This is a genomic window from Micromonospora sp. NPDC049171 (assembly GCF_040648275.1).
Taxonomy (GTDB): Bacteria; Actinomycetota; Actinomycetes; order Mycobacteriales; family Micromonosporaceae; genus Micromonospora.
On sequence record NZ_JBEZDJ010000010.1, the window covers coordinates 227,716 to 248,604 of the forward strand.

Below are 20,889 nucleotides of genomic sequence, written 5' to 3' on the forward strand. Positions count from 1 at the left end.
GCCCGCGCCAGAATGCGGTTTCGCAGGCAGAAACTGTCTGACCGATCAGTTTGCGGCGTGCCCGTCGCGCAGGAGGTCCGCGAGGCGGGCCGCCTGGTGGTCCCAGTGCCATTCGGCCTCCACCCAGCGGCGGCCGGCGTCACCGAGGCGCTTCGCGAGCGCGCTGTCGCGCAGGATCGTGACCAGGCGCTCGGCGACCGCTGCCGGGTCGCGGCCGTCCACCACGTACCCGGTCTCACCCTCGCGTACCGCGTCCGGCGCGCCGCCCGAGTTGCCGGCCACCACGGGCAGACCCGTCGCGGACGCCTCGAGGTAGACGATCCCGAGACCCTCGATGTCCTGCCCGGCGCGCCGGGTCCGGCACGGCATCGCGAACACGTCTCCGGCGGCGTAGTGCGCCGGCAGCTCCTCCGACGCGACCGCACCGGTGAACACGACCGCGTCGCCCAGACCCGCGTCGTGCGCCCGCTTCTCCAGACGTACGCGGTCCGGGCCGTCGCCGACGATCAGGAGGCTGACGTCGGGCACGGCGCGGCGTACCAGCGGCAGCGCCCGCAGCAGCACGTCCTGGCCCTTGCGCGGGACCAGCCGGGACACGCACACCACCACCGGGCGCCCGGTCAGCCCGTGCCGCTCGCGCACCGAGGAGCCGTCCACACCTGGGTGGTACAACTCGGTGTCGACGCCCGGCGCGAGCTGGTCCAGGTTGGACAGCACCCGGGCCAGCCGGCGCCGCGTGTACTCACCGAGGTAGGTCACGACGTCGACCTCCCGGCCCAGGCGGCGCAGCACCGAACGTGCTCCGGGCAGGGCGGCCCAGGCGGTGTCGTGCCCGTGCGTCTGGCCGAGGAACCGGCCGACACCGGCCTGCTTGCGGAGGTCGGCAGCCAACAAGCCGAGCGGCGCCGCGGTGCCGAACCAGACCCGTTCACACTCGTTGGACCGGGCGATGTCCACCGCACGCCGGAGCACGCCGGGCACGGGCAGCAGCAGGCGCGTGTCCTCACGGATCACCTCGAACGGCTGCTGCGCGTCGAAGGCCTCGGCACCCGGCGCGGTGACGGTGTAGACGACGACGGAGTCCGCCGGCTGGCGGATCGCGAGGTTGTGCACGAACGACTGGATGCCGCCGATGCGGGGTGGGAAATCGGTCGTGATGAGTAGGGTGCGCGAAGTCACGAGCGGCATGCTAGCCAAGAACGCCACCGACGCGGAGCCCGCGATCGCCGTCGGCGACGGGCCCAACGCATCCACGTCCATCGAAGCCGCAGCGGTGACCTGCACCGCCACGGCTTCGCGCCCGGGGCAGCATCCCGACCGTCCGACGGTGTCAGCCAGGGTGTCGCGTGCGATGGTCTCGTCGCGCTGCCGACCGGTCTCCGGCGGTGTGGCGGGGCGTCCTGGACCAAAGGGATGCAACGGGGTACAGGCCGTGTAAAGCTGACAAGGGGTGGGATTTCCCGTAAGACCCGTATTGCGTTCGGCGGGCGCGCGTGTCGATGAACATTCCAACTCTTCCGGTCGACCGGTTGCCACGCCTTCATCCCTTCGGGTATAAAGATCACTATGCATGCCGCGATACACGGGGAGCGCGCTGGAGTGCAGGTCGACACTTTGCCCTCGATCTATGCAAAAAACAGAGGGCAGGCCATCTATTGATGGTCGTCTCACATCACCGGTAGGCGGGAAAGGTCCCCACCGGGGAACGGTGCGCCAGAAAATCGGTGCCCCTCTCGTTCTGCGTGTGCTCGACAACTAAACCAGCGCGTTTACCTCAGGGTCATTCATCGCGGCCTACGGGGGAGGTAAAGTGAAATCACTGGATGTTCTAGACGAGGCCGCCGGGTCCGAATTTGCACTGTTACTGCGTGAGCTGAGAACGCAGGCCTGCCTGACGCAGGAAGAACTAGCGGAAAAATCCGGGCTGAGCATCCGGGCGATTTCTGATCTGGAGCGCGGGCGGACGAGCACACCGCATCGCCGCTCCGTGGCGCTCCTGGCCGAGGCGCTTCGAGTGGAGGGCGACTCCCTGGAGAGCTTCCGCCGGACCGCCCGCCGTAGGCCGGGCACACACCTTTACTCGATGGCGGTTGGCCACCGACCCTCGACCACGACTCCTGTTTCCGCTGTTCAGCAGCATGGCGGGCTGTCCGCGCTGATCGAGTGGATGCGGCAGGTGCTGATCGAGGAACCGGGCGGGCAGCATCAGGCGGAGGCGGCGGGCAGCGCCGAGATGCGACTTGTGGAACTCGTCGGTGTGCCTGGACCAGCCAAGACAGCGGTGGTCGTCCAGGCCGCAGCACGTTTCCAGCGACATTTCCCCGACGGTCAATTCTATGTCAGCGCCGAGGCGGGCCAGCCCGGCGCTGATGTTTTGACGACCCGTCTCTCCTGGCTTTTAGGAATCGATCCCTGCGACGGCGCCACACCTGAGGAAAAGGCTCGCCGGGTGCGCAGTGCGCTGCGTTCCAGGAGGGCATTGGTCGTCCTGGAAAACGTCACCGACGCGACTCACATCCGACCGCTGCTGCCCCGTGGCGGTTCGTGCGCGATTATTGTCACAGCGCCTCGAAGGCTCGCCGCATTCGAGGGCGTCTGGACCATCGACGTGCCTGCTGCCACGCCTGCCCAGGTTGTGCACGGCGCGCCACGTCCGGTGGCCAATCCGGTCCGCAATTAGCACCGACCGGGGTCTTGGATTGCGATTTCTGCAGGCGAAACCGCCGCCGAAATCGCCTGGACCCTGCCGCTGTCGGTGCAGATGATTCCGGTTGATCCAGCAGACCGATCGCCGGCCGGCACATCATGGGGGGACGGCGCGTTGACGGACGACCAGAAGTATCTCGGCTACCTCCGGCGGGCCACCGCCGAGATCCAGGACCTGCGGCGGCGACTGCGGGAGGTGGAGAGCCGCGGTCAGGAGCCCGTCGCGATCGTCGGGATGGCCTGCCGGTACCCGGGCGGTATCGACTCGTCCGAGGCGCTGTGGCGGCTGGTCGTCGAGGGCCGCGACGCGGTGACCGAGTTCCCCCGCGACCGCGGCTGGGACGTGTCCGGCCTCTACGACCCCGACCCGGAGGCCGCCGGCAAGAGCTACGTCCGGCACGGTGGCTTCCTGCCGGACGCCGCCCTGTTCGATCCCGACCACTTCGGCATCAGTCCGCGCGAGGCGGCGTCCATGGACCCGCAGCACCGCCTGCTGCTGGAGTGCTCCGCCGAGGCGATCGAGCGGGCCGGCCTGGCCCCCGAGACCCTGCGCGGCAGCCGGACCGGCGTGTTCAGCGGGGTCATGCCGAACTCGTCGTCCGGGCAGATGGGCAGCCTCGCCTCCGGCCGGGTGGCGTACGCCTTCGGGCTGGAGGGGCCGGCCGTCACCGTCGACACCGCCTGCTCCTCCTCCCTGGTCGCCCTCCACCTGGCGTGTCAGGCGCTCGCCACCGAGGAGTGCACCCTGGCCCTGGCCGGAGGCGCGACGGTGATGACCACCCCGGACCTGTTCGTCGACTTCAGCCGACAGCGTGGGTTGTCCGTCGACGGCCGGTGCCGGTCCTTCGCCCGGTCGGCCGACGGGACCGGTTTCGCGGAAGGCGTCGGCATCCTGCTGCTGGAGCGACTCTCCGACGCCGTCCGATCCGGGCACCCCGTGCTGGCACTGGTGCGGGGCACGGCGGTCAACCAGGACGGCAGGTCGAACGGGCTGACCGCGCCCAACGGGCCGGCCCAGCGCCGGGTGATCCGCCAGGCGCTGGCGAAGGCACGGGTGCCCGCCGCCGAGGTCGACGTGGTCGAGGCGCACGGCACCGGGACCACGCTCGGCGACCCGATCGAGGCGCAGGCACTCATCGCCACCTACGGCCAGGACCGCCCGGCGGACCGGCCCCTGCTGCTCGGCTCGATCAAGTCGAACATCGGCCACACCCAGGCAGCCGCCGGCGTGGCCGGGGTGATCAAGATGGTCGAGGCGATGCGGCGTGGCGTGGTGCCCCCCACCCTGCACGTGGACGAGCCGTCACCCCAGGTCGACTGGAGCGAGGGCGCGGTCGAGCTGGTGACCGGGCCGGTGTCCTGGCCGGCGGTGGACCGTCCCCGGCGCGCCGCCGTGTCGTCGTTCGGGCTCAGCGGCACCAACGCCCATGTCGTCCTCGAACAGGCACCCGAGCCGGCCGACGCGCCGACGCCGGCGCTCGCCGGCCCACTGCCGTGGCTGCTGTCCGCGCGCGGCGAGCGGGCACTGCGGGATCAGGCGACGCGGCTGCGGGCGTACGTCGAGGAACGCCCCGATCTCGACGCGGCCGAGGTGGCGGTGGCGCTGACCCGACGCCCGGCCATGGCCCACCGGGCGGCCGTGCTCGCGGCCGACCGCGCCGACCTGCTCCGCTGCCTGGACGCTCTCGCCGCCGGTGCGCCCGAGCCCCAGGTGGTGCGGGCCGAGGCGGCCACCGGCCAGTTGGCGGTCGTGTTCACCGGCCAGGGCTCGCAGCGGGCCCAGATGGGACGCGAGCTGCACGACGCGTTCCCGACGTTCGCGGCCGCCTTCGACCGGGTCTGCGCCGAGCTGGACCAGCACCTCGAACGGCCACTCCGGACGGTGATCTTCGCCCGGCCGGACACCGCGGAGGCGCAGCTGCTCGACCGTACCGACTACACCCAGGTCGCCACGTTCGCCCTGGAGGTGGCGCTGTACCGACTGCTGGAGAGCTGGGGCGTACGGCCGTCGCACCTGATCGGCCACTCCGTCGGTGAGCTGGCCGCCGCGCACGTGGCCGGGGTGTTCGACCTGGCCGACGCCGCCCGGATCGTGGCCCACCGCGGCCGACTGATGCGCGCGTTGCCCGATGGCGGCGCGATGATCGCCGTCGCCACCACCGAGCAGTGGATGCGCGAGCGGATCGCCGAGTTCGACGCCGACGTCAGCGTCGCGGCGGTGAACGGTCCCTCCGCGATCGTCATCTCCGGCGACGAGGCCGTGGTCCGCAAGCTCGCGGCCGGGTGCCGCGCGGAGGGCCTGCGTACCCGGCCGCTGCGGGTGTCGCACGCCTTCCACTCGTCCCGCATGCAACCCATGCTGGCCGACTTCGCCAAGGTGCTCGCCACGGCGACGTTCGCCCCGCCGCAGATCCCCGTGGTGTCGAACGTGACCGGCGCACTGCTCACCGACGAGCAGGCGTGCTCGGTCGACTACTGGGTCTCGCACGTACGGGAGACGGTCCGCTTCGCCGACGGCGTCCGGTGGCTGCGTGCCGTGGGCGTGACCCGCTTCGTCGAGGTGGGCCCGGACGCGGCGCTGACCGCCGCCGCCCAGGACACCCTCGCCGACCTACCCGGCAGCGGGGACGAGGTGTTCGCCGCCACGCTCCGACGCAGCCGTCCGGAGATCACGACGAGCACCGAGGCGATGGCGCGGTTGCACACCGCCGGCGAGCCGGTCGACTGGTCCGCCGTCTACGGGCAGCGCCCCTCCCGGGTGGTGGACCTGCCCACCTACGCCTTCCAACGGCAGCGCTACTGGGTCGACCAGATCGTCACGTCCGCCGACGTGGGCGGGGCCGGCCTGCGCCCGTTCGACCACCCGGTGCTGGGTGCGGTGGCCGACGTGCCGGGCGGCGAGGTGGTGCTGACCGGGCGGCTCTCCCTGGACACCGATCCCTGGCTGGCCGAGCACGCGATCTGGAACACTCCGCTGCTGCCCGGCACGGCCTTCGTCGAGCTGGCCGCTGCCGCGGGCGACCTGGTCGACCGGCCCGGCGTTCGTGAGCTGGTGCTGCACGCGCCCCTGGCCATCAGCGACCGCTCCGCCGTGCACCTGCGGGTCGTGGTCGACGCGCCGGACGAGCACGGCGACCGCGCCATCGGGATGTACTCCCGGCCGGAGGGCGGCGATCTCGACGAGCCGTGGCACCGACACGCCAGTGGGGTGCTCACCGCCGACCCGGCGGAGACGACGCCCCGGGTGCCGGCCGAGTGGCCGCCCGCCCGGGCCGTCCCGGTGGACATCTCCGACACCTACCAGCGTCTGGCCTCGCACGGGCACGACTACGGCGAGACCTTCCGCGGCCTGCGGGCGGTGTGGCGCCGCGGCGACGAGGTCTTCGCCGAGGTGGACCTCCCCGCCGCCGGGCACGCCGACGCGGAACGCTTTCTGCTGCACCCCGCGCTGCTCGACGCGGCGGTGCAGGCCCTGGCCGCCGCCGGCTTCGGCGAGGACGGCGAGATGACGCAGGCCCGGCTGCCCTTCAGCTGGCGGGACGTGACACTGCACGCCACCGGCGCGCGTACCCTGCGGGTCGCGGTGGTGCCGGTCAGCGACGACGAGGTCACCCTCGCCGCGGCGGACCCGGCCGGCGCGGCGGTGATCAGCGTCGCGGGGCTCGGCCTGCGGACCGTCGCGGCCGACCAGCTCATCGCCAGCGACATGTCCGACGCCGGCCTGTTCCACGTCGACTGGGTGCCGGTCGAGGAGCCACCGCGCGACCGCTCCGGCTGGCTGGCCAGCGGCTGGACCGTGGTCGGCCCGGACGACGTCCGGCTCTCCGCGGCGCTGCGCCCCTCCTGGGGCGACGGGCACTGGCACGCCGACCCGGATTCGCTCACGGCGGCCCTCGACGCGGGCACTCCGGCGCCCGCCGTCGGTGTGCTGTACTGCCCCGCGCCGGCCCCCGGCGACGTGCCGGCGGGCGTCCTCGACGCCACCACCCGGACGCTCGCCGTCGTACGTGCCTGGCTCGCCGACGCCCGGTTGGCCTCCTCCCGGCTGGTCGTCGTGACCCGCGACGCGGCACCCGCCGCCGGCCGCGGCGGCGGCCTGGCGGGGGCGGCGGTCTGGGGACTGCTGCGCACCGCGCAGACCGAAAACCCCGGCCGATTCCTCGTGGTCGACGTGGACGACGCCGAGGCATCCGTGCGGGTGCTGCCGGCGGTCGTCGGCCTGACCGAGCCGCAGATCGCGGTCCGCGACGGCGAACTGCTGGCCCCCCGGCTCGCCCGCCGTGCGGTGTCGCCGCCGGACGTCGTGCCGTTCGGGCCGCACGGCACCGTGCTGGTCACCGGCGGCACCGGTGCGCTCGGCCGCGAGGTGGCCCGGCACCTCGTGACGACCCACGGGGTCCGGAATCTCCTCCTGCTCAGCCGCACCGGCCGCGCCGACGCCGAGCTGGACGCCGAGCTGGCCGCACTGGGGGCGTGGGTCACCACCGTCGCGTGCGACGCCGCCGACCGCGAGGCGTTGGCCCGGGTGCTCGCGCAGGTGCCGGCCGAGCAGCCGCTGACCGGAGTCGTGCACGCGGCCGGCGTGGTCGACGACGGAGTCCTCGAATCGATGACCCCGCAACGGCTGGCCGCCGTGTTCCGACCCAAGGTCGACGCCGCCTGGCATCTGCACGAGCTGACTCGCGACACGGGCCTGACCGCCTTCGTGCTCTTCTCGTCCCTCTCCGGCACCCTCGGCGGGGCGGGCCAGGCGAACTACGCGGCGGCCAACGCCTTCCTCGACGCCCTGGCCGCGCACCGGACGGCCGCGGGTCTGCCCGCGGTCTCGGTGGCCTGGGGCAGCTGGGCAGGTGCCGGCATGGCCGGGCAGACCGCCGACCTGGACCGGATCGCCCGGACCGGACTGGCGCCCCTGCTCCCGCAGGACGCGCTGGCGCTGCTCGACCAGGCCTCCGGAGCGGACGCCGCCATGGTGGTCGCCGCGCGGCTGGACGTCCGGGTGATGCGGCAGGCCTTCGGCACGTACGACCAGGTGCCGCCGCTGCTGCGCGACCTGGTTCGGCTGCCCCGACCCCGATCCGGTGTGGCCGGTGGACAGACCGAGGCGCTGCGGGGTCGGCTGGTCGAGCTGCCCGCCGCCGGTCGGTCCCGCGAACTCCTGCACCTGGTGTGTGAGCAGGTGGCCGCCGTACTGGAACACGCGACACCCGCCGCGGTGGACACCGGCCAGGGCTTCCTCGACATGGGCTTCGACTCGCTGATGGCCGTCGAGCTGCGCAAGCGGCTCGACGCCGTCACCGGGCTGCGGCTGCCCTCGACGGTGAGCTTCGACTACCCGACTCCGCAGGCGCTCGCCGAGCACCTGCTCTCGCGGTTGCTGCCCGACGACTCGCAGGCCACGCCCGTCGTGACCGACGACGCGGACATCCAGCGACGTGTCGCCTCGATCCCGGCGGCCCGGCTGCGCGCCGCCGGCCTCCTTGACCAGGTGCTCGCTCTCGCCGCCATCGATACCGGCACCACCGAGACCGGCACCGAGGCCAGCGCCGCCGCGGCACCGGAGGAGAGCGCGATCCGGGGCATGGACGCCCAGGATCTGATCCGCCTCGCGCTCAGCCGCGCCGACGCCTGAGCCACCTGACCGACCGAGAACCACCTTTCCGGACCGCCGTCACGGGGGACCGGGCACCGAAGGGGCCGATGACATCGTGCGGAGCGACGCCGACTCACTGCTGTGGGGACTGTCCGGAGCCAGCGCCGGTTTGCTGCGTGCGCAGGCCGGACTGCTGCTCGACGAGCTGGACCGCCGGCCCGACTGGCGGCCGGCCGACGTCGGCTGGTCGTTGTCCCGGCAGAGCAGGACCGACGGCTGGCGCGCCGCGGTCACGGCGGAGGACGCCGACGGGTTCCGCCGCGCGCTGAGCGCCCTCGCCGAGGGGCGTGGCGCGGCCGGGCTGACCGAGGGCGCACCGCTTCCCGGCGGGGTGGTGTTCGTCTTCCCCGGCCAGGGTTCGCAGTGGCCGGCGATGGCCGCCGAGCTGATGGCCACCGCCGGAGTGTTCGAGGCCCGGATGCGGGAGTGCGCCGACGCCTTCGCCCCGTTCCTCGACTGGTCCCTGCTGGACGTCGTGCACGGGGTGCCCGACGCGCCACCGTTGGAGCGGACCGACGTCGTCCAGCCGGTGCTCTTCTCGGTGATGGTGTCGCTCACCGCCCTCTGGCGGTCCTACGGCGTCGAGCCGTCGGCCGTACTCGGCCACAGCCTCGGCGAGGTGGTCGGCGCGGTCGTCGCGGACGCCCTGTCCCTCGCCGACGGCGCCCGCATCACGGCGCTGTGGAGCCAGCTGCAGGCCACCCTGGCCGGTGACGGGGCGATGGTCGCCGTGTCGCTGCCACTCGACGAGGCACGCCGACGGCTCGCCGCGTACGAGGGTCGGCTGGACGTGGCGGCGGTGAACGGGCCCGGCGCGTTGATCGTCTCCGGTGACGCCGACGCCGCCGCGGCGCTCCTCGACGAGCTGGGCGCCGAGGGGGTGAAGGCGCGGGCGATCGGAGTCGATCTGGCCGCCCACTCCGCGCACATCGACCGCATCGTGCCCCGACTGCGGGAGGTGCTGGCCCCGCTGCGCCCGCGTCCGCCGCGGATCCCCTTCTACTCCTCCGTCTACGGGCACGTCCTCCCCGACGACGTGCCGCTGGACGCCGAGTACTGGTGCCGCAACCTGCGCAGCACCATCGAGTTCGAGCAGGCCACCCGGACCGCGCTGGCCGACGGCGCGGGCGTGCTGCTGGAGGTCAGCCCGCACCCCGTCCTGACCGGCGCCCTCCAGGGCACCGTCGAGGCGGCCGGCGCACGGGCGAACGTCCGCGCCACCGTCCGGCGGGGACAGGCCGACCTCGGCAAGGTCGTTCGTACCCTGGGCGAGCTGTACGTCGACGGCGTCGCCCCGGACTGGGCCGCCGTCTTCGCCGGCCACGACCCGACGACGGTGACGCTGCCGGCACCACCCGACGGCGCCCAGGCCCGGCCGGAGTCCCCACTGCGCGCCCGGTTGGTCGTTCTGAGTGTGCCGGAGCAGCGGGCCCTGCTTGTCGAGCTGGTGTGCCAGGAGGTCGCCGCGCTGCTCGACACGACCGAGCCGGTCGCGTCGCACCTGGCGTTCCGGGAGCTGGGGTTCGACTCGGTCACGGCGCTGGAGATCCGGGCCCGGATCGGCGCGGCGGTGGGCACCACCCTGCCGGCGACGATCGTCTTCGATCACCCCACCCCGGCCGAGCTGGCCGAGCAGCTTCGGGTGACGCTGACCGGCGCCGCCGCCGACGCGTCGGCCGACGACGGTGACCTGCCGGTCGCGGCCGACGCGGACGACCCCGTGGTGATCGTCGGTGTCGGCTGCCGCTACCCCGGAGGCGTGACCGGCCCGGGGGAGCTGTGGCGGTTGCTCGCCGCCGGTGGCGACGCGGTCTCCGCGTTCCCCGACAACCGGGGGTACGACTTCGCCGCGTCGTACGACGGTGACTCCCGTCCCGCCGGCACGTTCTACCAGCGCGAAGCCGGCTTCCTGCACGACGCGGACCTGTTCGACCCGGACTTCTTCGGAATCAGCCCGCGTGAGGCCGCGGCGATGGACCCGCAGCAGCGGTTGCTGTTGGAGACCTCGTGGGAGGCGTTCGAGCGGGCCGGTATCGCCCCGGGCACGCTGCGGGGCAGCCGCACGGGCGTCTTCATCGGTGCGATGACGATGGACTACGGACCCCGGATGGACGAGGGTTCCGACGTCGAGGGCTACGTCTTCACCGGCAACACGGGCAGCGTGATGTCCGGCCGGTTGGCGTACCTGTACGGGTTCGAGGGGCCGGCGGTGACCGTGGACACCGCCTGCTCGTCGTCGCTGGTGGCCCTGCACCTGGCCGCCCAGTCCGTCCGGCGGGGCGAGTCTGCCCTCGCGGTGGCCGCGGGCGTGACGGTGATGTCCGGTACCGGAATGTTCGTGGAGTTCTCCCGCCAGGGTGGGCTCGCCCCGGACGGCCGGAGCAAGGCGTTCTCCGACAGCGCCGACGGCTTCGGGCTGGCCGAGGGCGTGGGCGTGCTGCTGGTGGAACGCCTCTCGGCGGCCCGCCGGCACGGGCACCGGGTGCTCGCCGTCGTACGGGGCACGGCGGTCAACCAGGATGGCGCGTCCAACGGCATGACCGCACCGAGCGGCCCGGCGCAGCAGCGGGTGATTCGGGCGGCGCTGGCCGATGCGGGTCTGTCGCCGTCGGATGTGGACGCGGTGGAGGCGCACGGTACGGGCACCCGGTTGGGTGATCCGATCGAGGCGCAGGCGTTGCTGGCGACGTACGGGCAGGACCGGGAGCGGCCGTTGCTGCTCGGGTCGTTGAAGTCGAACATCGGCCACGCCCAGGCCGCCGCCGGTGTCGGTGGCGTGATCAAGATGATCGAGGCGATGCGGCACGGTGTCCTGCCCCGCACGCTGCACGTCACCCAGCCGACACGTCACGTGGACTGGTCGGCGGGGGCGGTGTCGCTGCTCACCGAGCAGACGCCGTGGCCCGAGGTGGGCCGGCCGCGGCGCGCCGGTGTCTCCTCGTTCGGGGTCAGCGGCACCAACGCGCACGTGGTGCTGGAGCAGGCCCCGGAGACCGACCCGGTGCCCGTGCCGGCCGCCACCGTGGTCGGACCCGTACCGGTGCTGCTGTCGGCGCGTGACGCCGCGGCGCTGCGCGGGCAGGCCGGGCGGCTGCACGCGTACCTCACCGCAACGCCCGCCGTGGCGCTGCCCGACGTGGCGGCCACCCTGGCCGGACGGACCCTGATGGAGCACCGGGCCGTCGTGCTCGGCGCCGGTCGCGACGAGCTGCTGGGCGGCCTCGCCGCACTGGCCGGGCAGACCGACGCGCCCGGCGTGGTGACCGGCGTGGCCCGGCCGGCCGGCGCGGTCTTCGTCTTCCCCGGGCAGGGTTCGCAGTGGACCGGCATGGCGCTGGAGCTGATGGAGAGCGCTCCCGTCTTCGCCGCCCGGATGCACGAGTGCGCGACCGCCCTCGCCACGTACGCCGACTGGGACCTGCTGGACGTGCTCGGCGACGAGGACGCCCTGCGCCGCGTCGACATCGTCCAGCCCATCCTGTTCGCGGTGATGGTGTCGCTGGCGGAGCTGTGGCGGGCGCACGGCGTCGAACCGGCCGCGGTCGTCGGCCACTCCCAGGGTGAGATCGCGGCGGCCTGCGTCGCGGGGGCGCTCTCCCTGGACGAGGCGGCGCGCGTGGTGGTGCTGCGCAGCCGCCTGATCCGTGAGGTGCTGGCCGGTCTCGGCGGGATGGTGTCGGTGCCGCTGCCGGCGGCCGAGGTCCGGGCGGCCCTGGAGCACTGGGACGGGCGGCTGTCGGTGGCGGCCGTCAACGGCCCTTCGGCGACGGTGGTGTCGGGTGCGCCCGAGGCGCTGGACGAGGTGCTCACCCGGTGGGACCGGGCCAAGCGGATCCCGGTCGACTACGCCTCCCACTCGGCCCAGGTGGAGGCGATACGCGACGAGTTGCTGGCCGCGCTTGTCGGCCTCGACCCACAGCCGGTACGGGTGCCGCTCCGATCCACGGTGACCGGCGAGTTCGTCGACGGCCCGGAGTTGGACGCGGCGTACTGGTACGAGAACCTGCGCCGGACGGTCCGTTTCGACGAGGTCGCACGGGCGCTCGACGGGCACGTCTTCGTCGAGTGCAGCCCGCACCCGGTGCTGGTGCACGGGCTGGACGGGCCGGCGCTCGGCTCGCTGCGCCGGGGCGAGGGCGGCGTGGCCCGGTTCCGCCAGTCGCTCGCCGAGGCGCACGTCGCGGGCGTCCCGGTGGACTGGCACACCGTGGTCCAGGGCGGCCCGGCGGACCTGCCGACGTACGCGTTCCACCACCGCCGGTACTGGCTCGGCTCGGCCGCCCCCGCCGCGACCGACGCGACAGACCTCGGGCTGTTCGCCGCCGAGCATCCGTTGCTCGGCGCCGCCGTGGCGCTGCCCGAGTCCGGCGGCTACCTCTTCACCTCGCGGATCTCCCTGGTCACCCACCCGTGGTTGGCCGACCACGCCGTCCACGACGTGGTCCTGCTGCCCGGCACCGCGTTCCTGGAACTGGCCCTGCGCGCCGGTGAGCGCGTCGGCAGCACGTCGGTCGAGGAACTCCTGCTGGAGGCGCCCTTCGTGCTCCCCGGCGACGGTGCCGGGGTGCGGTTGCAGGTGACGGTCGGCGCGGCCGACGCCGCCGGTCACCGCCGGCTCACCGTGCACTCGCTGGAGGAGCAGGCGGCCGAGGACGCCGACTGGACGCTGCACGCCACGGCCGTGCTGGCCGTCGGGCGACCGGAGGCCGTCGCGCGGATGCCGTGGCCGCCGGCCGGTGACGAGCTGGACCTCAGCACCGCCTACGAGACGCTGCGCGACAAGGGTTACCAGTACGGACCGGTGTTCCAGGGCCTGCGCCGGGCCTGGCGGCACGGCGACGAGATCCACGCCGAGGTGCGCCTGCCCGAGATGGTCACCGCCGACGGCTTCGGCATCCATCCCGCCCTGCTCGACGCGGCACTGCACCCCGCCGTGCTCGATGCCTCCGGCCTCCCCTTCAGCTGGCACGACGTCACGCTGCACTCCGCCGGTGCGACGACGCTGCGGGTCCGGCTCGCGCCGACAGCGGCCGGGCTCACCGTGCACGTCGCCGCCGAGGACGGCAGCCCGGTGCTCACCGCCGCCGCGATGGTGCTGCGGCCGGTGCCGGAGCAGCTGGTCCAGCGGCGCGCCGGGGTGCTCCTGGAGCTGGCGCCGGTCGCCGTGCCGCGCGCCGCCGAGGCGGTGCCGGTGCCGGTGACGCCCGTCGACGACGTCTCCGAGCTGGCCGGTCTGCCCTCGTCCGCCGGTGCCGTGCTGCTGCGCCCGGCCCCGGTCGAGCGGGTGCTGGAGGTCGTCCAGGCGTGGATCGGCGAGGAACGGCCGACCGGGGCACGACTGCTGGTGGTCACCCGGGACGCCGGGAGCAACCTCGACCAGGCGGCCGTACGCGGCCTGGTGCGTTCGGCGATCTCGGAGCACCCCGACCGGATCGTCCTGGTCGACGCGGACGACCCGGAGACCGTCCCGGCGTACGTCGCGGAGATCCTGGCGGGCGGGGAACCCGAGGTGTGGCTGCGGGCGGGCGCGCTGACCGCCCCCCGCCTGCGTGCTGTCACCGGCCCGGTCGGTGACGCGCCCTGGCGTGCGGACGACTGTGTCCTGATCACCGGCGGCACCGGCACGATCGGGGCGGCGGTGGCCCGTCACCTGTCGCGGACGCACGGCGTACGCGGCTTCGTGCTGCTGTCGCGGCAGGGGCCGGCGGCTGCCGGCGCGGCGGAGCTCTGCGCCGAGCTGGGCTCCGACGCCGTCGCGGTGGCCTGTGACGTCACCGACCCCGACGCCCTCGCCGCGGTGCTGGCCGCGCACCCGGTCACCGCCGTGGTGCATGCCGCCGCGGTCCTCGACGACGCGGTGGTGGAGTCTCTGACCCCGCAGCGGCTGGCCGTCGTGCACGGGCCGAAGGTCGCCGCCGCCGTCCACCTGCACGAGCTGACCCGCGACCGTGACCTCACCGCGTTCGTGCTGTTCTCCTCGATCGCCGGGGTGCTGGGCACCGCGGGCCAGGGCAACTACGCGGCGGCGAACGCGGCAGTCGACGCGCTCGCCGCGACCCGGCGAGCCGCGGGGCTGCCGGCCACCTCCGTCGCCTGGGGACTGTGGGCCGAGACCAGCACCATGACCGGCGAGCTGACCGCCACGGACCGGGCCCGGCTGGCCCGCTCCGGCATCGTCGGGATGCCCACCTCGGACGCTCTCGCGCTCTTCGACGCCGCCGTCGCCGGGGGCCCGGTCACCGCGACCGCCGTACGGCTGGACCACGCCACGCTGCGCGCGCAGGCCGCCGCCGGCACCCTTGCGGCGGCGCTGCGCGGTCTGGTCCGGGTGCCCGTGCGGCGCACCCCCGTCGCGGAGGCCACGGCCGGCCGGCCGGACCTGGCCACGCTGCCGGCCCAGGAGCGTCTCGACACGGTGCTGCACCTGGTACGCGGCCAGGTCGCCGCCGTGCTCGGGCACGGCTCCGGCGGCTCGGTCGACGCCGATCGGGCGTTCAAGGAGATGGGGTTCGACTCGCTCACCGCCGTCGAGTTCCGCAACCGGATGAACACCCTGTTCGAGACGCGGCTGCCCGCGACGCTGGTCTTCGACCACCCGACGCCCCGGGCGGTGGCCGACTTCCTGGTCGCCGAGCTGTCCGGCGCGCAGCCGGACGCGGCGGCGCCGGTGCCGACCCGCGACCGCGCCGACGAGCCCATCGCCGTGGTCGGGATGAGCTGCCGCTACCCGGGAGGGGTCCGCTCGCCGGAGGACCTGTGGCGGCTTGTCGAGTCGGGCGCGGACGCGGTCGGCGACTTCCCCACCGACCGGGGCTGGGATCTGGCCAACCTGTTCGACGCCGACCCGGAGCGCTCGGGCCGCAGCTACGTCCGGCAGGGTGGCTTCCTGCTCGACGCGGGTGAGTTCGACCCGGTCTTCTTCGGGATCTCCCCGCGGGAGGCCACCGCCATGGACCCGCAGCAGCGGCTGCTGCTGGAGACCTCCTGGGAGGCGTTCGAGCGGGCCGGGATCGACGCGGACACCGTCCGGGGCAGCCAGATCGGCGTGTTCGCCGGGGTGATGAACGGCGGATACGGCGCACAGCAGATGGCCGCGCCGGACGGGTCCGGCGAGTTCGAGGGGTACCTGGCCAGCGGCACCGCCGCCAGCGTCGCCTCCGGTCGCGTCGCCTACACCATGGGCCTGGAGGGCCCCGCCCTGACCGTCGACACCGCCTGTTCGTCCTCGCTGGTGGCGATGCACCTGGCCGTGCAGGCGCTGCGGCGCGGCGAGTGCACGATGGCGCTGGCCGGCGGCGTCACGGTGATGTCCTCCCCGTCGCTGTTCGTCGAGTTCAGCCGGCAGCGCGGGCTGTCGTCCGACGGTCGGTGCCGGTCGTTCGCCGGCGCCGCAGACGGCACCGGCTGGGCCGAGGGCGCCGGCGTGCTGCTGCTGGAACGGCTCTCCGACGCCCGGCGCAACGGCCACCGCGTCCTCGCCCTGGTCCGCGGCACCGCCGTCAACCAGGACGGTGCGTCGAACGGACTCACCTCCCCGAACGGGCCGGCGCAGCAGCGGGTGATCCGGGCGGCGCTGGCCGATGCGGGTCTGTCGCCGTCGGATGTGGACGCGGTGGAGGCGCACGGTACGGGCACCCGGTTGGGTGATCCGATCGAGGCGCAGGCGTTGCTGGCGACGTACGGGCAGGACCGGGAGCGGCCGTTGCTGCTCGGGTCGTTGAAGTCGAACATCGGCCACGCCCAGGCCGCCGCCGGTGTCGGTGGCGTGATCAAGATGATCGAGGCGATGCGGCACGGCGCCCTGCCGCGCACCCTGCACGTCGACGAGCCGACGCCACGGGTGGACTGGTCCGCCGGTGCCGTCTCCCTGCTCACCGAGCACACCGACTGGCCGGACGTCGACCGGCCCCGCCGGGCCGCCGTGTCCTCCTTCGGCGTCAGCGGCACCAACGCCCACGTGGTGATCGAGCAGGCCGAGCCGGAGCCGGAGATCGTCCCGGACGCCGACGGGGACACGCCACCGGTCGTGCCGTGGGTGCTCTCCGCGCACACCGCCCCGGCGCTGACCGCGCAGGTGGACCAGCTCGTCCGGTTCGTCGCGGCGGACCCCGCCCTGGACCCGATCGACGTCGGATACTCCCTGGTCACCAGCCGGGCACGGATGCCACACCGCGCGGTGGTGCTCGGCACCGACCGGGCCACCCTCCTCGCCGGCACCGATGTCGTCCGCGGCGACGGCGGCACGCAGCGACGGGTGGCGTTCGTCTTCCCCGGCCAGGGCTCCCAGTGGGTCGGGATGGCCCGCGAGCTCGTCGACACCGCACCGGTCTTCGCCGCCCGGATGGCCGAGTGCGCCGACGCCCTCGGCGAGCACGTCGACTGGGACCTGTTCGAGGTGCTCGACGACGCGCAGGCACTGGAACGGGTCGACGTCGTCCAGCCCGTCCTCTTCGCCGCGATGGTGTCCCTGGCCGCCCTCTGGCGGTCGTACGGGGTCGAGCCCGCCGCGGTGGTCGGGCACTCACAGGGCGAGATCGCCGCGGCCTGCGTGGCGGGGGCGCTCAGCCTGGCCGACGCCGCCCGCGTGGTGGCCCTGCGCAGTCAGGCGATCCGGCGTTCGCTCGCCGGCCACGGCGGCATGGTCTCCGTGGCGCTGCCCGTGGACACGGTCCGCGAGTTGATCGCGCCGTACGCCGGGCGCGTCGACGTCGCCGCCGTCAACGGCCCCACCGCCACCGTCATCTCCGGAGACGCGGACGCGCTGCGCGAGTTCGTGGCCGGCAACGAGGGGCGGGTCATCCCCGTCGACTACGCGTCCCACTCGGCGCACGTCACGGCCATCGAGGACGAACTACTCCACCTCCTCGCCCCGATCACCCCGCAGCCGTCGACCATCCCGTTCCACTCGGCGGTCACCGGCGCCCGGCTGGACACCACCACCCTCGACGCCGGCTACTGGTACCGCAACCTGCGGCAACCGGTCCGCTTCGACCTCGCCACCCGCAGCCTGCTCGACCAGGGCATCACCGCCTTCATCGAGACCAGCACCCACCCCGTGCTCGCCGCCGCGGTCGCCGGAACCGCCGAGGCCGCCGAGCACGACGTGATCGTGCTCGGCTCACTGCGCCGGGACGAGGGCGGACCGCTGCGCTTCCTGCGCTCGGTCGCCGAGGCGTACACCCAGGGTGTGCCGGTGCGGTGGACCGCCGCGTTCCCCGCGCGCGCCCGCCGGGTCGACCTGCCCACGTACGCGTTCCAACGCACCCACCTCTGGCTCGAAGCCCCCGAGCCGCCCGCCGGGCGGTCCGGGCCGGACGCCTGGCGCTACCGGATCGACTGGCGGCCCGTCCCCGCCGCCGCGTCGCCGACGCTCACCGGGACCTGGCTGATCGTCCACGCCGACGAAACCGCCGCGGCGCCGGCCACCGCCGCGCTCACCGCGCTCGGCGCGTCACCCGTCGCGGTGACCGTCGACTCCCTCGCGGAGACCGTCGCCGCGACCCCGGACCTCGCCGGGGTGCTGTCCCTGCTCGCCCTCACGGACCCGGACCCGGTCGCCGCGACGCTCGCCCTGATCCAGGCCGACCTCCCGGCGCCGCTGTGGGTGGCGACGTGCGAGGCGGTGCACTGCGCCGAACCGGTGGCCGACCAGGCGGCCGTGTGGGGCCTCGGCCGTGCCGCCGCCCTGGAGGCGCCGACCCGCTGGGGCGGTCTGATCGACCTGCCCACGGAAGCCGACGAGGAGTCGTACCGGCAGCTCGCCGGGGTGCTCGCCGCGGGCAGCGCGGAGGACCAGGTGGCGCTGCGCGACCAGCAGGTGCTCGGCCGGCGGCTCGTGCACGCCCCGCCCACCGGTCGGGGCGAGGCGACCTGGCGGCCCACCGGCACCGTCCTGATCACCGGCGGCACCGGGGCGATCGGCGCCCACGTGGCCCGCCGTCTCGCGGCCCGTGGCGCGGAGCACCTGCTGCTGACCGGCCGACGCGGCCCGGACGCGCCCGGCGCCGAAGCGCTGGCCGAGGAGCTGAGGGCCCTCGGCGCCCGGGTGACGATCGCGGCCTGCGACGTCGCGGACGCCGACGCCCTGGCCGCCCTGGTCTCCTCCGCCGAGGCGGACGACCCGATCCGCGCCGTGGTGCACGCGGCCGGCGTCCCGCACTGGGGCGACCTGCGGGATCTCACCCCGGCCGAGGTGGCCGAGGCGGTGGCCGGCAAGGCCGTCGGCGCGGCCAACCTGGACGCCGTCTTCGACCGCGATCTGGACGCGTTCGTGCTGATGTCGTCCAACGCGGGCGTCTGGGGAGGCAGCGGCCAGGGCGCGTACGCCGCCGGCAACGCCATGCTCGACGCACTCGCCGTGCGCCGTCGTGCCCGTGGCCGGCACGCCCTCTCGGTGGCCTGGGGCTCCTGGTCCGGTGACGGGATGGCGGCGGGCGACACCGGCTCCCGGTTCGCCCGCCTGGGGTTGCGGCTGATGCGCCCCGAGGACGCGCTCACCGCGTTGGAGCGGGCCCTCACCGACGACGAGACCTTCGTCGCCGTGGCGGACGTCGACTGGGAGCGGTTCGCCGCCACCTTCACCGTGGCGCGGCCCAGTGCGCTGATCTCGGAGCTGCCCGAGGTGCGCCGAGCGCTGGCCGCGACGCCGGCCGCCCCGACCGGGCTCGCCGCCGTGGCCGAAGCCGACCGGGGCAGGACGATCCGCGAGGTGGTGCGCGCGGCGGTCGCCGGGGTCCTCGGGCACGACGACGCCACCGACATCGCCGGGCGGACGTTCAAGGAGATGGGCTTCGACTCGCTGACCGCTGTCGACATCCGTACCCGGCTCTCGGCCGCGACCGGACGCAAACTGCCGAGCAGCCTGATCTTCGACCACCCCACGCCGGAAGCGCTCACCGCGCACCTGCTCCACCTCGTCTACGGCACCTCGGCCCGCGCCGAGGCGGTGCCCGTAACCCGTACCCGGCCGGTCGACGAGCCCATCGCGATCGTCGGGATGAGCTGCCGTTACCCGGGCGGTGTCCGGTCGCCGGAGGACCTGTGGCGGCTGGTGGAGCAGGAGGTCGACGCGGTCGTCGACTTCCCGGTCGACCGCGGCTGGGACGTCGAGGCGCTGTACCACCCGGACCCGGAGCACCCCGGCACCACCTACACCCGCCACGGCGGCTTCCTCGCCAACGTGGCCGACTTCGACGCCGCGTTCTTCCGGATCTCGCCACGCGAGGCGCTGGCCATGGACCCGCAGCAGCGGCTGGTGTTGGAGACCTCGTGGGAGGCGTTCGAGCGGGCCGGGCTGGACCCGGTCCGGCTGCGGGGCACCGACACCGGCGTGTTCATCGGATCCAGCAGTCAGGACTACGGTCCCCGACTGCACGAGGTGCCCGCCGGGCTGGAGGGCCACTTCCTCACCGGCAGCCTCGACGCGGTGATCTCCGGGCGGGTGGCGTACGAGCTGGGGCTGGAGGGGCCCGCGCTGACCGTCGACACGGCGTGCTCGTCGTCGCTGGTGGCGCTGCACCTGGCGGTGCAGGCGCTGCACCGGGGCGAGTGCTCGCTGGCGCTTGCCGGCGGCGTGGCGGTGCTCTCCACGCCGGGCGTCTTCCTGGAGTTCAGCCGCCAGCGGGGGCTCTCCGCCGACGGGCGTTGCCGGTCGTTCGCCGCCTCCGCCGCCGGCACCGGCTGGGCCGAGGGTGCGGGCATGCTCGTCCTCGAGCGGTTGTCGGACGCGCGGCGTAACGGGCATCAGGTTCTGGCGGTGGTGCGGGGTTCGGCGGTGAATCAGGATGGTGCGTCGAATGGGTTGACGGCGCCGAATGGTCCGGCGCAGCAGCGGGTGATTCGGGCCGCGTTGGCGGACGCGGGTTTGTCGGCGTCGGATGTGGATGCGGTGGAGGCGCACGGGACGGGGACCCGGTTGGGTGATCCGATCGAGGCGCAGGCGTTGTTGGCGACGTACGGGCAGGACCGGGAACGGCCGTTGCTGCTCGGGTCGTTGAAGTCGAACATCGGCCACGCCCAGGCCGCGTCCGGTGTGGGTGGTGTGATCAAGATGGTGCAGGCGATGCGCCACGGCGTGCTGCCGCGCACCCTGCACGTCGACGAGCCCACGCCACACGTGGACTGGTCTGCCGGCGCTGTCGACCTGCTCACCGAGCGTACGGAGTGGCCGGCGGGCGAGGGCCCGCGCCGGTCGGGCGTGTCCGCCTTCGGCGTCAGCGGCACCAACGCCCACGTGATCCTCGAACACGTCCCGGTCGACGTACCGGCCGTACCCGTCGGCGACGACCCAGAACCCGAGCTGGTGCCGGTGCCGATCTCCGCGCGCGGCGAGGAGGCGCTGCGCGCCCAGGCCGCGCAGCTGCGCGACTTCGTCACCGCCAACCCCGCTGTGTCGCTGTCGTCCCTGGCCCTCTCCCTCGGTCTCGGCCGTTCCAGCCTGGAGCATCGTGCGGTGGTGTTGGCGGGTGGTCGTGGGGGTTTGTTGCGGGGTTTGGGTGTGGTGGCGTCGGGTGGTTCGGGGTCGGGTGTGG

4 protein-coding genes are annotated in these 20,889 nt (G+C 74.1%); 3 read left to right on the plus strand and 1 reads right to left on the minus strand.

All coding sequences use genetic code 11. The annotated features are described in order from the left end of the window. Positions 1 to 45: 45 nt before the first annotated feature. Positions 46 to 1,188, minus strand: coding sequence for a glycosyltransferase family 4 protein (locus AB0B14_RS15440; RefSeq protein ID WP_357079113.1), 1,143 nt, complete (start codon positions 1,186 to 1,188; stop codon positions 46 to 48). Positions 1,189 to 1,810: 622 nt separating this feature from the next. Between AB0B14_RS15440 and AB0B14_RS15445 the strand changes: the two genes are divergently transcribed. The 3 genes from AB0B14_RS15445 to AB0B14_RS15455 form a co-directional block, all read left to right on the plus strand. Beyond that, positions 1,811 to 2,680 carry a helix-turn-helix domain-containing protein gene (locus tag AB0B14_RS15445; protein WP_357522807.1) on the plus strand — a complete coding sequence of 290 codons (870 nt, stop codon included), beginning with the start codon at positions 1,811 to 1,813 and terminating at the stop codon, positions 2,678 to 2,680. 141 nt (positions 2,681 to 2,821) lie between these two features. After that, positions 2,822 to 8,338 (plus strand): type I polyketide synthase, encoded by a 5,517-nt coding sequence (locus AB0B14_RS15450; RefSeq protein ID WP_357522808.1) that lies wholly within the window; start codon positions 2,822 to 2,824, stop codon positions 8,336 to 8,338. Positions 8,339 to 8,414: 76 nt separating this feature from the next. Continuing rightward, a partial coding sequence (locus AB0B14_RS15455) for an SDR family NAD(P)-dependent oxidoreductase (RefSeq protein WP_357522809.1) occupies positions 8,415 to 20,889 on the plus strand: 12,475 nt, incomplete at its 3' end.